General features: G+C 69.5%; 7 protein-coding genes and 4 pseudogenes. 5 read left to right on the top strand and 6 right to left on the bottom strand.

Annotated features, from left to right (window positions below; translation table 11 throughout):
- Positions 1–14: 14 nt before the first annotated feature.
- Positions 15–911, bottom strand: a complete 897-nt coding sequence (locus AB0C75_RS31715) for an aminoglycoside phosphotransferase family protein (protein WP_362895297.1) — start codon at positions 909–911, stop codon at positions 15–17.
- A gap of 331 nt (positions 912–1,242) precedes the next feature.
- On the opposite strand from AB0C75_RS31715, the gene AB0C75_RS31710 reads away from it, so the two are divergent.
- Positions 1,243–2,427, top strand: coding sequence for a zinc-dependent alcohol dehydrogenase (locus AB0C75_RS31710; protein WP_362895295.1), 1,185 nt, complete (start codon positions 1,243–1,245; stop codon positions 2,425–2,427).
- Positions 2,428–2,493: 66 nt separating this feature from the next.
- Here AB0C75_RS31710 and AB0C75_RS31705 read toward each other — a convergent pair.
- Positions 2,494–2,901, bottom strand: a pseudogene (locus AB0C75_RS31705) (FAD-dependent oxidoreductase); the annotation flags it as partial.
- Between the two features lie 155 nt (positions 2,902–3,056).
- Between AB0C75_RS31705 and AB0C75_RS31700 the strand changes: the two are divergent.
- Positions 3,057–4,232, top strand: a pseudogene (locus AB0C75_RS31700) (NAD(P)/FAD-dependent oxidoreductase); the annotation flags it as partial.
- Here AB0C75_RS31700 and AB0C75_RS31695 read toward each other — a convergent pair.
- A pseudogene (locus AB0C75_RS31695) lies at positions 4,229–4,372 on the bottom strand (cysteine hydrolase); the annotation flags it as partial. The pseudogenes AB0C75_RS31700 and AB0C75_RS31695 sit on opposite strands and share 4 nt — an antisense overlap.
- A 232-nt stretch (positions 4,373–4,604) precedes the next feature.
- Here AB0C75_RS31695 and AB0C75_RS31690 point away from each other — a divergent pair.
- Both AB0C75_RS31690 and AB0C75_RS31685 read left to right on the top strand, forming a co-directional pair.
- Positions 4,605–6,884, top strand: coding sequence for a catalase (locus AB0C75_RS31690; protein WP_362895293.1), 2,280 nt, complete (start codon positions 4,605–4,607; stop codon positions 6,882–6,884).
- Positions 6,885–7,048: 164 nt separating this feature from the next.
- Complete coding sequence (locus AB0C75_RS31685; protein ID WP_362895291.1) at positions 7,049–8,527, top strand: aminotransferase class I/II-fold pyridoxal phosphate-dependent enzyme; 1,479 nt, start codon at positions 7,049–7,051, stop codon at positions 8,525–8,527.
- A 20-nt stretch (positions 8,528–8,547) separates the two neighbouring features.
- Here AB0C75_RS31685 and AB0C75_RS31680 read toward each other — a convergent pair.
- Positions 8,548–8,731 (bottom strand): annotated as a pseudogene (locus AB0C75_RS31680) (FAD-dependent oxidoreductase); the annotation flags it as partial.
- Positions 8,732–8,904: 173 nt separating this feature from the next.
- A complete protein-coding gene (locus AB0C75_RS31675; protein ID WP_362895289.1) occupies positions 8,905–10,335 on the bottom strand; it encodes an endo-1,4-beta-xylanase in 1,431 nt (476 codons plus the stop codon).
- A gap of 567 nt (positions 10,336–10,902) precedes the next feature.
- Between AB0C75_RS31675 and AB0C75_RS31670 the strand changes: the two genes are divergently transcribed.
- Entirely contained in the window at positions 10,903–12,369 is a 1,467-nt protein-coding gene (locus AB0C75_RS31670; protein WP_362895287.1) for a non-reducing end alpha-L-arabinofuranosidase family hydrolase, read from the top strand.
- A 78-nt stretch (positions 12,370–12,447) separates the two neighbouring features.
- Here the strand turns inward: AB0C75_RS31670 and AB0C75_RS31665 are convergent, their stop codons facing one another.
- The gene (locus AB0C75_RS31665) at positions 12,448–13,476 is read right to left on the bottom strand and encodes a LacI family DNA-binding transcriptional regulator (protein WP_362895286.1); all 1,029 of its coding nucleotides are present in this window, start codon (positions 13,474–13,476) and stop codon (positions 12,448–12,450) included.
- Positions 13,477–13,621: the final 145 nt, after the last annotated feature.

The following is a 13,621-nucleotide window of genomic DNA, read 5'->3' as shown; positions in this document are numbered from 1 at the left end:
CGCGGGCCCGCGCCTCAGGCGGCCGGCCGGCTCGCGAGCACCTCGTCGATCACCCGGCGGGCGATGGCCGCCATGGACGGGGCGGACTCCCGGTAGTAGCTCAGTTCGAGGAGAGCGACCGACAGCGCCCAGCCCCGGCCGCGCGCCCAGGCGTGGTCGTCGCAGTCCAGCGCGGATCTGAAGACGCCCCGGGCCTCGGCGGGGAGGACGTACCAGGCCGGGATCAGATCGACGGCGGGATCGCCGAGACCCAGACAACCGAAGTCGATGACGCCGCTCAGCCGACCTCGCGCCAGCAGCAGATTCCCCGGTTGCAGGTCCGCGTGGATCCAGACGCCCGGGCGGTCCCACGCGGGAGCGGCCAGGGCCGCCTCCCACTCCGCGGTCGCCGCGGCGGCGTCGACGACCCCGCTCAGCTCACCGATCGCCTTGCGCGTCACGGCGTCCCGCTCCCGCAGCGGTTCGTCGCGGTACGAGGCCGGCCCGTCGCCCGGATCGATCCGGCGCAGCGCCGTGATGAACCCGGCGAGGTCCTCTCCGAGCGGGGCGGGCTCGCGGAGGGGTTCCCTGCCCGGATTGTGCCCCTCCAGCCAGCGGTATACGGACCAGGGCCAGGGGTAGCCGTCGGCCGGCGCTCCCTTTGCCAGGGGCACCGGTACGGGTACCGGCAGCCGCGGGGCCAGCCGGGGCAGCCAGACGTGCTCCTTGTGGATGTCCTGCACGGCCGCGGACCGGCGCGGCAGCCGCACCACCATGTCCTCGCCCAGGCGGTACATGACGTTGGAGGTGCCGGAGGAGCTGACCCGTTCGACGGGTAGCTCCTTCCAGCCGGGGAACTGACCGGCGATCAGCCGGCGCACGAGGGCGGTGTCGATGTCCGGCTCGTCGGCGTGCATCCTGCCTGTGCTCATGGAGACCCTGCTTTCCAGTCGTGGGTTCGAATCCGCTGTCGGTCCTGTGTGACGGCGCCATCCGAACCCTCCGTGGCCCGAGCCGTCAATTCTGGCGTGACGTTCCATGCCGTGGCCCGTGCCCGTGCCCGTACCGGCGGAGGTCGGGGAGCCCGCCTTCGGGTATCCGTGGCCGTGGGCGTGCCACAGCGGTCCGTCGGCATGCGCGGAGCCCTGAAGGGCGGGACAGTGAACAGTGGCGTACACAAGCCGGAGTCCCCGCGTGAAAAAGGTTCCGGCCCAAGAGCGGCACCGGCACAAATCGCTCAGCCCCTCCGGAAGGATGCACATCGTGCGCGCACTGACCTGGCAAGGCAAGAGGGACGTCCGGGTGGAGACCGTGCCCGATCCGCGGATCGAGGATCCGACGGACATCATCGTGAGGATCACCTCCACCGGCGTCTGTGGCTCGGACCTGCACCTGTACGAGGTCCTCGGCCCCTTTCTCGATCCGGGGGACATCCTCGGCCACGAGCCCATGGGTGTCGTGGAGGAGACCGGTTCTCAGGTGACATCGCTCGCCCCTGGGGACCGGGTCGTCGTCCCCTTCAACATCTCGTGCGGGCACTGCTACATGTGTGATCGCGGGCTGCACTCCCAGTGCGAGACGACGCAGGTCCGCGAGCGTGGCATGGGTGCCTCTCTCTTCGGCTTCAGCAAGCTGTACGGCCAGGTGCCCGGGGGACAGGCGGAGCTGCTGCGTGTGCCCTTCGGGGACAGCCTGCCGATCAAGGTTCCGCACGGGCCCGCGGACGATCGGTTCGTCTACCTCTCCGACGTGCTTCCCACCGCCTGGCAGGCCGTGGAGTACGCGGCGATCCCGCCCGGTGGCACGGTAACCGTCCTGGGACTCGGGCCGATCGGTGCGATGGCGGCGCGGATCGCCCGGCACCGGGGTGCGGGCCTGGTGGTGGGTGTCGACCTCGTACCCGAACGGCTGTCCCGCGCCGCCGCGGACGGAGTGAAGTGCCTCGACCTGCGCCGGCACGGCAAGGACCTGGGCGACGCCATCCGCGATCTCACCGACGGACGAGGTACCGACGCGGTGATCGACGCGGTCGGCATGGAGGCACACGGCGCCCCCGTGGCAAAGGCCGCGCACACGGTCGTGGGAATGCTGCCCGACGCGCTCGGGGAGCGACTGATGGAAACCGCGGGCCTGGACCGTTTGACAGCCTTCCGGGCAGCGGTCGACGTGGTGCGCAGGGGTGGAACGATCTCGGTGGTCGGTGTGTACGGAGGAGCGGCCGACCCCCTGCCGATGCTGACCATGTTCGACAAGCAGATCCAGCTGAGGATGGGACAGGCCAACGTCAAGCGCTGGGTCGACGACATCCTCCCGCTCCTCACCGACGAGGACCCGTTGGGCGTCGACCGTTTCGCCACACACAGGCTGCCGCTCGAAGAGGGGCCGCAGGCGTACAAGACCTTCCAGGCCAAGCAGGACGGCATGATCAAGACCCTGCTGGTCCCCTGAGCGACAGGACGTCGGCGCCCTCATGCGCGTAGGCGAGTGCGACTGCCCGCCCGATACCGGAATCTGCAGGATGTCGGGCCCCAGGCGGCTCCATGTTCCGTGCAGATCGAGCCAGGCTGCTCCGTCGCCCGCCGCGAAGGTCTCCAGTCCCGTCGCTGTGTCCTCCGCCCCGCGTTCGAGGACCGCGCATCGGCCGTCCGGCAACGGGTGCGCCAGCACACGCGGGGCACGGCTCCATCTGAGCCCTTCCTCGTGGAGTTCCAGGCCGTTGAGAACCGGCGAGGCCGCAGCCAGCGGGTAGAAGGCGCTGAAGAGGTCGCTGACGTAGTCGGGATGGACACCACGGTCACTGCGGACCGCACCGCCGGGCTCGGGCTGCGCCTCCAGCACCTCCACGCTCCACCCCGCAGCGGCGAGGAGATTCGCGGCGACGAGACCGTTCGGCCCCGCCCCGACAACCACCGCGTCCGGCATCGATACCTCCACGTGTTCCGGGCCTTACGGGTCCGTCGTGCCCCCGCCTCGCCGTTCGGGCAGCCAGGGGCCTGCGGTCACGCTGTGTGATGCGCGCCCTTCGGTGTTCGCTCCACGATGTCCGCCAACCGCGCGAGTAGGCTGCGGTGACGCAGGCCCTGTTCACCCCCTTCCCGCCGGTACGCTCCGCTCTCCGTCTTGCCGCCAGGCTCCGGGTGTCCGGCGGTCTGCGGATGGCCCGGACGATGCTGCTGCCCGTGCGCCGCCTCGGGGAGGAGGAGTTCCGCGGCGAAGGGGCCAGGCTCCTCCTCGCGGGCAACGCGCTGCACGCGGACCTCGGCCCCGAGGCCGCGGGAAGCGGAGGCTTCGGATGGCTCATGTCCATGCTCGGCCAGACCTACGGCTTCCCGGTCCCGGTAGGGGGAGCCGGGGCGCTCACGGCGGCCTTGGTGCGCCGGCTGGAGCGACACGGCGGCGTGGTCCGCTGCGGAGAGCGCGTGACCGAGGTCGTCGTACGCGGCGGACGCGCCGTAGGCGTACGCACCGCGGGGGGCGAAGCCGTACCTGCCTCCCGCGCCGTCCTCGCCGACGTGTCCGCGCCGGCGCTGTACGGCGAACTGGTCGCCGCACGGCACCTGCCCGGCCGGTTGCTGAGCGACCTGCGCCGGTTCCAGTGGGACTTCGCGACGTTCAAGGTCGACTGGGCGCTGAACGGTCCCGTGCCCTGGACGGCCGGGGACGCGTCCACGGCGGGAACCGTCCACCTGGCCGACGGGGTCGACGGTCTCACCCGCTTCGCTGCCCAGATCGCGACCGGCCAGGTGCCCGACCGCCCCTTCCTTCTCTTCGGGCAGATGACCACCGCCGACTCCACGCGCTCGCCCGTCGGCACGGAGTCGGCCTGGGCGTACACCCATGTGCCGCACCGGATCAAGGGAGACGCGGGTGAGGACGGCCTGACGGGGCGATGGGACCGGCGCGAGCAGGAAGCCATGGCCGACCGTATGGAGAACGAGGTCGAACGCTGGGCACCCGGGTTCCGCTCCCGCATCACGTCACGGCGTCTTCTCGCGCCGACCACGCTCGAGTCCATGAACGCCAACCTGCACGGCGGCGCGATCAACGGTGGGACCGCAGCGGCGCACCAGCAGCTGGTGTTCCGCCCGACGGCCGGCACCGGCCGGCCCCGAACACCCGTGAAGGGCCTGTACCTCGCCTCGGCCTCGGCCCACCCGGGCGGCGGCGTGCACGGAGCTCCCGGCGCCAACGCCGCACGTGCGGCGCTGCGCCGCCCTCCATTCGCCGGTCGGTCCAGGCCTGCCGACGGCTAGAGCTCGACCGTCTCGGCCGTGGTGATGGTGGCTTGCATGTTGCGCTCCATCATGAGCAGGGCGGCGTCGGCGAGGTCGCTGTGAATGTGAGCAACGGCGTCCTCGGGGACGGCGACCCGGAGATGGCGGATGTGGTGCTCGTAGGTGTTGATCATGTCAATCAGGATGAGAGAGCTTTCCCCATGAGGCCATGGTCCCACCGCGACGACGGCGTGCATGTTGCCGACCGGCAGTGCGGCACCGAGCCTCCGGATGGCGCAGTACATGTGTCGGCCGCCGCGGCGGGGGGTACCCGTGGCCAGTCGATATCTGCCTTCCGAGTGCTGATCGCTCTGCGCCTGGTGGCACTGCCCGTCAACGGATCGGACCCCAGTGAGCGAGAAGAAGAATCCCGTATCGGCTGCCGCTGACAAGGTCGTGGAGAAGGTTCGGGAGGCAGCGCGCCCGGCGAACGAGATTCCGGGCGCCCCCAGCCCGGAAGCCGCGTCCGTCGAGGAGCCGACCGAAGCGCGTGAACCGCTCCCGCCCACGCACGACCAGCGGGGACCGGACACCTACAGCCCCACCGGGCAGGACACCGCAGTCCCGCAGAGCCAGGTCGCCCAGGATGGTGCCTACCTCACAACAGCCCAGGGTGCGCGCCTGTACGACACCGACCACTCCCTGAAGGCCGGCCCTCGTGGTCCTGTGCTGCTTCAGGACCACCATCTGCGCGAGAAGATCACTCACTTCGATCACGAGCGCATTCCCGAGCGAGTCGTACACGCCCGCGGCGCCGCCGCGCACGGCGTATTCCGTGCGTACGGTGCCGCGGTGGGGATCAGCAAGGCGGCCTTCCTTGCCGAGGGTGTCGAGACGCCGGTGTTCGTACGCTTCTCCACCGTCCTGGGCTCGCGCGGATCGGCGGACACCGTGCGCGACACCCGGGGCTTCGCGACGAAGTTCTACACCGACGAGGGCGTCTTCGACCTGGTAGGCAACAACATCCCGGTCTTCTTCATCCAGGACGCGATCAAGTTCCCGGACGTGATCCACGCCGGCAAGCCGCACCCGGACCGCGAGATCCCGCAGGCGCAGAGCGCCCACGACACGTTCTGGGACTTCGTCACCCTCCACACGGAGGCGACCCACCACACGCTGTGGAACATGTCGGACCGCGGCATCCCGCGTTCGTACCGGATGATGGAGGGCTTCGGCATCCACACCTTCCGGCTGGTCAACGCCGAAGGCTCCACCACGCTGGTGAAGTTCCACTGGAAGCCGAAGCTGGGCGTGCACTCGCAGGTGTGGGAGGAAGCACAGATCACCGCCGGTATGGACCCGGACTTCCACCGACGCGACCTCGCGGACGCGATCGAGGCCGGTGCCTTTCCCCAGTGGGAGCTGGGAGTGCAGACCTTCCCGGACACCGAGGACCAGATGTTCGAGGGCATCGACCTGCTGGACCCGACGAAGATCGTGCCCGAGGAGCTGGCTCCGGTCCGTCCGATCGGCCTGATGACCCTCAACGCCAATCCGTCGAACTTCTTCGCAGAGACCGAACAGGTCGCCTTCCACGTCGGCCACCTGGTGCCCGGCATCGACGTCACCGACGACCCGCTGTTGCAGGGGCGTCTCTTCTCCTACCTCGACACCCAGATCAGCCGGCTCGGAGGGCCCAACTTCGGGCAGCTGCCGATCAACCGCACGCACGCACCCGTCAACGACACACTGCGGGACGGCATGCACCAGACCGCGGTGCACCGGGGTGTGGCACCGTACCGGCCCAACTCCCTCGACGGAGGCTGCCCGTTCCTCGCAGGCGCGGACACCGGGGCCTACATCGAAGTTCCCGCCGAGGTACCGGCGGCCCGCAAGGTGCGTGACGCGGCAGCCTCCTTCGACGACCACTTCAGCCAGGCCCGGCTGTTCTGGCTCAGCATGACCCCCACCGAGCGGGAACACATCGTCGCCGCTTACACCTTCGAACTCGGAAAGTGCTGGGAGCAGGCCGTCAAGGAACGGGCGCTGCGGGTGCTCGCGAACATCGACGCGGATCTCTGTACGCAGGTCGCTGCCGGTCTGGGCCTTCCGGCACCGGAAGCGAGTATCCCGCAGGCGCCGGTCGCACCGAGCCCCGCACTGTCCCAGCTCGGCCAGGAATGGCCCGTCGACGGCCGGATCATCGGCATCGTCACCGACGGCGCGGACGACCTGGACGGCGTGCGCGAAGTGCGGCGTACGGTCCTCGACGCCGGCATGGTTCCGCTGGTCATCGCACCGGCGGGAGGCACGCTCGGCCCGGGCGACGATCCGGTCACCGTGCAGCGCACCCTCACCACCGCCCGGTCCGTCGAGTTCGACGCCATTCTGCTGGCCGGAGCACCGGCCCCGGCGGCGGACGCCTACGGGGCCCGCGACGCCAAGGCCGATGACAGCGCTGCCGTGGCCACCGGCGTGGACCCCCGGCTCCTGCTGATGATCACCGAGGCGTTCCGCCATGGCAAGGCCATCGGAGCCTGGGGCGCAGGTGCCAACGCTCTGGAATCAGCCGGTCTGCCCGCGAACTCGGCGGGCGTGGTGTCCGGTGAAGCCGCACCCGCGGTCCTGGAGGCCGTGGCCGGTCTCCTGCGGGGGCACCGGGCCTGGGACCGTTTCACACCCGCTCTCTGACAGGGACGCCAGTCACGATCCGCGCTGTCCCAGCTCGCCGGCAGGGGCGGCGGGAGCGTCACGAGACGGACGCTCCCGCCGCCCCCGACCGGGGCTCCCGGCGCCGTCTCCCTGGGCCTGCGCCCGTATCGTTTTCGCCCTCCTGCACCGGGAAGCCGCACACCATGGACCACTCGAAAGCTCCCGTTCTCGACGCCCTGAAGGCGTACCAGGCACAGGAGCAACTGCCGTTCACCCCGCCCGGTCACAAGCAGGGCCGGGGAGCCGACCCGAGAGTAAGGGCTGTGCTGGGAGACGCTCTCTTCGGTGCGGACATGCTCGCGGTGTCCGGCCTGGACGACCGGACACAGTCGAAGAAGGTCCTGGAGCGGGCGGAAGACCTCATGGCCGACGCCGTCGGTGCGGAGCACACGTTCTTCTCCACCTGCGGCAGCTCGCTGTCGGTGAAGGCCGCCATGCTGTCCGTCGCCGGACCGCACGAAAAGCTTCTGGTCGGACGCGACGCGCACAAATCGGTCATCTCCGGCTTGATCCTTGCCGGTATCCGCCCGGTGTGGGTCGATCCCCAGTGGGACCCCGATCTTCACCTTGCCCACCCGCCGGCCCCCGAGGCCTTCCGGGCGGCGTTCGAGCAGCACCCGGATGCGCGGGGGGCGCTGGTCACCAGTCCCACCCCGTACGGAACCTGCGCCGACATCGGAGCCATCGCGACGCTGTGCCACGAGCACGGAGTACCGCTGATCGTGGACGAAGCGTGGGGCGCGCACCTGCCCTTCCACCCCGAGCTGCCCACCTGGGCCATGGACGCCGGCGCGGACGTGTGCGTCACGTCGGTCCACAAAATGGGCTCCGGGCTCGAACAAGGGTCGGTCTTCCACCTGCGTGGCGACCTGGTCGCCGCCTCGACCCTCGCCTCCCGCGCCGACCTCCTGGACACCACCAGCCCCTCGGTCCTCATCTACGCCGCCCTCGACGGCTGGCGTCGCCAGATGGTCGAGCACGGCCGCGAGCTCCTGGACGACGCGCTCTCCAGGGCCCGCCGTGTGCGCGAATCCATCGAGGCCATCGATGGCCTGCACGTCAACGACCGCGACGACTTCTGCGCGCCCGGGCGCGCCTTCGATCTGGACCCCCTCCAGGTCTTCATCGATCTGAGTGGAGTCAAGTTCAGCGGTTACGACGCCGCCGACTGGCTGCGCCGAAATCATCGCATCAACCTGCACACCTCCGACCACCGGCGAATCAACGCCCAGCTCACCCACGCCGACGACGACGCGACCACGGCGCGCCTCCTCGACGGCCTGCGTGACCTCGTGGCCCGCGCCGACGAGCTGCCACCGGCCCCGGACATCCGCATCCCGGACCCCGGCGACCTCCGTCTGCGGCAGGCGACGCTTCCGCGCGACGCCTTCTTCGGCGATGTCGAGCAGGTTCCCGCAGGCCAGGCGGTCGGCCGTGTCTGTGCCGAGATGCTCACGCCCTACCCTCCAGGGATCCCCGCGGCCCTTCCCGGCGAGGTGCTCGACCAGGCCGCGGTGAACTACCTGTGCACCGGTGCCGACGGGGGGATGCTCATCCCCGATGCCGCTGACAGCACCCTCGGCACGATTCGCGTGTCTGTGCACGACGTCGGCGCCGACTGAGCGGGCGGGCCCCTCGACCTGCGGTCACCGACGAAGTGCCGGGCGACCTCCGCCTGCTGCTTCAGCAGAGCCGAGCCCTCCCGGAGGGTGCTCCACAGACGACGCGGGTCGTGCGGCCCCGCCCACTCGGGTTTCCTCGCCCGTGAGGGCCGACGCCAGCAGCCGCCCGGCCACGGCGCCTCCGGCCATGCCCCAACCGCCGAACACGGCAGCCGCAGGGGTTCGGGGCGTGGCCCGGGTCGGTCCTGCACGCTGCCGGTCCCCGGGCCGCCACCACGGCGGCGGCCCGGGGACCGGTAACGGTGTCTTCCTGAGGGACGGGAGAAGCCGCACCTCAGGCCGTCATCGGTTCGGCCTTCCCTGTGCGGCGGCGCCCGTCAGGTGAGGGTCCAGCGCTGGTTGCTCCCGTTCGAGCAGGAGTAGAGCTGGATCTGGGTGCCGTTGGCGGTGCCGGCCCCGACGGCGTCGAGGCAGAGGCCGGACTGGACGCCGACGATGGATCCGTCGGAGTTGACGCGCCACTTCTGGTTGTCTGCGCCCCAGCAGCTGTAGATCTGGACCTTGCTGCCGTTGCTCGTGCCGGCGGCGTCCAGGCACTTGTCGCCGTAGACCCGGAGCTCGCCCGAGTCGCCGGCCGCCCACTGCTGGTTGGCACTGCTGCCGCAGTCCCACAGCTGGACCTGGGTGCCGTCGTTGGTGCCGCCGTCGGGCACGCCCAGGCAACGGTTCGAACCGACGCCCTTGATCTGCCCGGACCCCGTCGGGGGCTCAGTGGTGTCGCCACCGTTGAGTGCGTCGAGGACGGCCGAGTAGGCGGCCTTCTTGCTGCCGTCGTTGTTGAACAGCAGCGGCGTGTCCTGCGATCGCCAGGAGTCGCTGTCGCGCACACCCCAGACGGTGATGCCGAGGCAGCGCTCGACGGCCAGGCAGTCGTTGGTCACGTTGGCGTAGGTCGTGGGCGAGGCGCCCTGGATGTCCAGCTCGGTGACCGCCACGTCGACGCCCAGGGCGGCGAAGTTCTGCAGCGTGGTGCGGAAGTTGCTGTTGTAGGGGCTGCCGCTGTTGAAGTGCGACTGGAAGCCGACGCAGTCGATCGGCACGCCGCGCTGCTTGAAGTCCCGGACCATGGAGTACATGGCCTGGGTCTTGGCCCAGGTCCAGTCCTCCACGTTGTAGTCGTTGTAGCAGAGCTTGGCGGACGGGTCGGCGGCGCGCGCGGTGCGGAAGGCGAGCTCGATCCAGTCGTTACCGCTGCGCTGCAGGTTGGAGTCGCGTCGGGCTCCCGAACTTCCGTCGGCGAAGGCCTCGTTCACGACGTCCCACTGGACGATCTTGCCCTTGTAGTGGGCCATCACGCCGTTGATGTGGCCGACCATCGCCTGGCGCAGATCGCTACCGCCCAGGCTCTGCATCCAGCCGGGCTGCTGGGAGTGCCAGGCCAGGGTATGGCCACGCACCTCCTTGCCGTTCTGCACCGCCCAGTTGTAGACACGGTCGGCGGAACTGAAGTTGAACTGCCCCCGCTGTGGTTCGGTGGCGTCGATCTTCATCTCGTTCTCGGCCGTCACCATGTTGAACTCACGGCTCGCGATCGACGTGTACGCCGAGTCACCCAGCTTGCCCGAGGCGATGGCGGTGCCGAAGTAGCGGCCGCTCTGCGCCGCCGCGGCGCCAAGGGTGCCTTCGGCGGCGTGTGCCGGCGGCGGAACCAGTGTGGCGACGACGCCGAGGACGCCGACGGCCAGCGCCGGCAGCAGGCCGCGGATCCTCCGGCCGATAACGGGTCTGAAAAGGGCATATGAGCCCATGACTGTGCCTCCAAGGTGGAAATCGCGGAAGAACTGGAGCGATGCGCGGATCTGCCGTGCAGCAGCACAGATTGCTGAGGCCGACGTTGTTCGGTATCTCGGACCACGGTCAGCGCCTCAGACAGGGATGATTGAGGTAGCGATGACGGGTCGTCAATACTCCCTGCAGAAGTGGTTTCGATTGACAGTCCGAAACTTTCTGCCGACCGGCGAGTGGGGGTGCGGTCCCAAAGCCGCCGTCGGTGGCGTCGCGGGGCGGGGTCGGGGTGCGGGTGTGGACGCTGTCCGCTCGGGCTTTCCCTGTCGTGTGTACGCCCTGGGCTGGTGAGATGTATCCGCACTCTCAGGGGAGATCCGGTCGGCGCGATGGCTCGTCAGGCTCAAAGGGGAGGCGCCGTTTGTGGTCAGATCGGCGACAAGCCTTGACCGGAGAACCCTGCATCCTTAGCTTGTGGCTCCAAGCTTGCGGCGATTCTCGAAACTTTCGGCATCGTCCCCATTCCATGGCATGTCTGCTCCGCTGCTCGTCAGGGTCAACTCAACCCACCCCCCCAGGAGGCGCGGCTCATGTGGTACCGCCACTTATCCCCGGCCCGGTCAAGACGCCTGCTCGCCGTACTCGCACCCTTGTTACTCGTGGCCACCTTCCTCGGCGCCCAGCCCGCCGAGGCGGCGACCGTGGACCCCGACGCCTCGTACGTGCTGGTCAATCGCAACAGCGGCAAGGCCCTGGACGTCTACAACATGGCGACCGAAGACGGCGCCCGCATCACCCAGTGGACCAGGAACGACCAGGCCCAGCAGCAGTGGCAGTTCGTCGACAGCGGAGGCGGCTACTACCGCCTCAGGTCCCGCCACTCGGGCAAGGTGCTGGACGTCCACAACTGGTCGACCGCGAACGGCGGCTCGATCGTCCAGTGGACCGACCTGAACGCCACGAACCAGCAGTGGCGGCTGACGGACAGCTCGGACGGCTACGTCAGGTTCATCTCGCGCCACAGCGGCAAGGCCCTTGAGGTACAAGGCGCCTCCACCGCCGACAACGCGAACACCGTCCAGTACGACGACTGGGGCGGCACCAACCAGCAGTGGCGGCTCGTCCAGGTCGGAAGCGACAGCTCCGGCCCGTGCGATCTGCCGTCGGCATACCGCTGGTCGTCGACGGGCGCACTGGCGCAGCCGAAGGCAGGGTGGGCCTCGCTCAAGGACTTCACCGTCGTCCCGTATGACGGCAGGCAACTTGTCTACGCCACGACGCACGACACCGGGACGAGCTGGGGTTCCATGAACTTCAGCCTGTTCTCCGACTGGTCGCAGATGGCTTCGGCCGGCCAGAACGCGATGTCGACCGCCACGGTCGCTCCCACGCTCTTCCACTTCGCGCCGAAGGACATCTGGGTGCTCGCCTACCAGTGGGGCGGAGCCAGCTTCTCCTACCGGACGTCGAGCGACCCCACCGATCCGAATGGGTGGTCAGCCCCGCAGACGCTCTTCTCCGGCAGTATCGCCGACTCCGGAACAGGACCCATCGACCAGGCGCTCATCGGGGACGGGACGAACATGTACCTGTTCTTCGCCGGTGACAACGGCAAGATCTACCGGGCCAGTATGCCGATCGGTAACTTCCCGGGCAGCTTCGGTGCGACCTCGACGGTGATCATGAGCGATACGACGAACAACCTGTTCGAAGCCCCGCAGGTCTACAAGCTGCAGGGCCAGAACCGCTACCTCATGATCGTCGAGGCGATCGGCTCACAGGGCCGCTACTTCCGCTCGTTCACGGCCACCAGTCCGGACGGCGCGTGGACACCACAAGCCGCGACCGAGAGCAATCCCTTCGCCGGCAAGGCCAACAGCGGCGCGTCCTGGACCAATGACATCAGCCATGGCGAACTGATCCGCACCAGCCCCGACCAGACCATGACCGTCGATCCCTGCAATCTGCAGTTGCTCTACCAGGGACGCAGCCCCGACTCCGGCGGCGACTACGGCCTTCTGCCCTACCGTCCGGGTCTGCTGACGTTGCAGCGCTGATGACGCGACACGAGTCCGGCCCCAGGCCGGGGCCGGCGTGGCGGGCTCGGCGGAAGGCCGAGCCCGTGCTCCCCTCGACTACCCAGGTACCGAAGTCCCCCCGCCGGGCGGCGCCGTCGAGGCGCGTACCACGAGTTCGGTGGCGAGCTCGATGTGGTGGGATCCGACCTTCTCGCCGTTCGCCAGTCGGAGGGCGGTACGCAGAGCCGCGCCGCCCATCTCCCGTAGCGGCTGGCGCACGGTGGTCAGTGGCGGCGAGGCCATCTGGGCGAGGCTCGTGTCGTCGAAGCCGACCACGCTCAGGTCTTCGGGGACGCGCAGACCTCGGGCGCGGGCGGCCTCGATGGCACCGAGGGCGATCTCGTCGTTGCCCGCGAAGATCGCTGTCGGTGGCTCCCGCAGGCCCAGGAGCGTCGTGGCGCCGAGCAGCCCGGTCTCGTACGTGAACTCTCCGGGGCTGACATAGGTGTCGGGCACCTGCGCCCCCTCCGCCTCCATGGCGGCGCGGTAGCCGTGCATCCGTGCCTGGTTGCACACGGCCATGGCCGGTCCGCCGAGGTAGGCGACACGGCGGTGGCCCAGGGAGAGCAGGTGCCGTGTCGCGGCCAGGCCGCCGGCGAAATTGGTCGCCCCGACGCTGTTGACCCGGCTGTCCGGCAGGTGCAGCGGGTCCAGCACGACCAGCGGAAGCCCGGACCGGGCCAGTTCGTTCAGGCGCGCCGTGGTGTACACGCTGGTGACGGCGATGACGGCGCGGCGCCCGGACGAGACCAGGTCCCGGGTCCAGTGGGGGGCGCTGGACGCCTTGCTGATCACGACGGAGGCGCCCGACTCGGCGGCGGAGTCGATGATGCCCTCCAGGGTCTCGGCCACGTACGACTTGAGACTGCCCTGGAACTGCACCTCGATGGTCGGGTTCTCGATCGCCTCGGTGTGGCGGAACACGGGCGCGAGGTACTCGTGCTGATGCAGCAGTTCCTGCACCCGGGTGCGGGTATGCGGCGCCACGTCACCGCGACCGTTGACCACTTTGGACACGGTCGCGACGGAAACCCCAGCCGCTCGGGCGATGTCCGCCAAAGTGGTGCGCCTGGTGTTCGGTCGCATCGGTTCCTCTCAGCTGTACGTCCACCGCTCCGGTGGGCCGCCGGCCGGGCCGGCAACACGGGTGGAACCGGTCAACCGTACGGCAATCCGGCCCCGTGCTCGCTTCGGGAGGTGCCGCCGGGCTCCCCGGCCCTGGCTCGTCCGG

The organism is Streptomyces sp. NPDC048565, from assembly GCF_040650935.1.
Classification (GTDB): Bacteria; Actinomycetota; Actinomycetes; order Streptomycetales; family Streptomycetaceae; genus Streptomyces.
The sequence above is the reverse complement of the archived record's forward strand: the minus strand, read 5'-3'. Positions and strand labels throughout refer to the sequence as shown.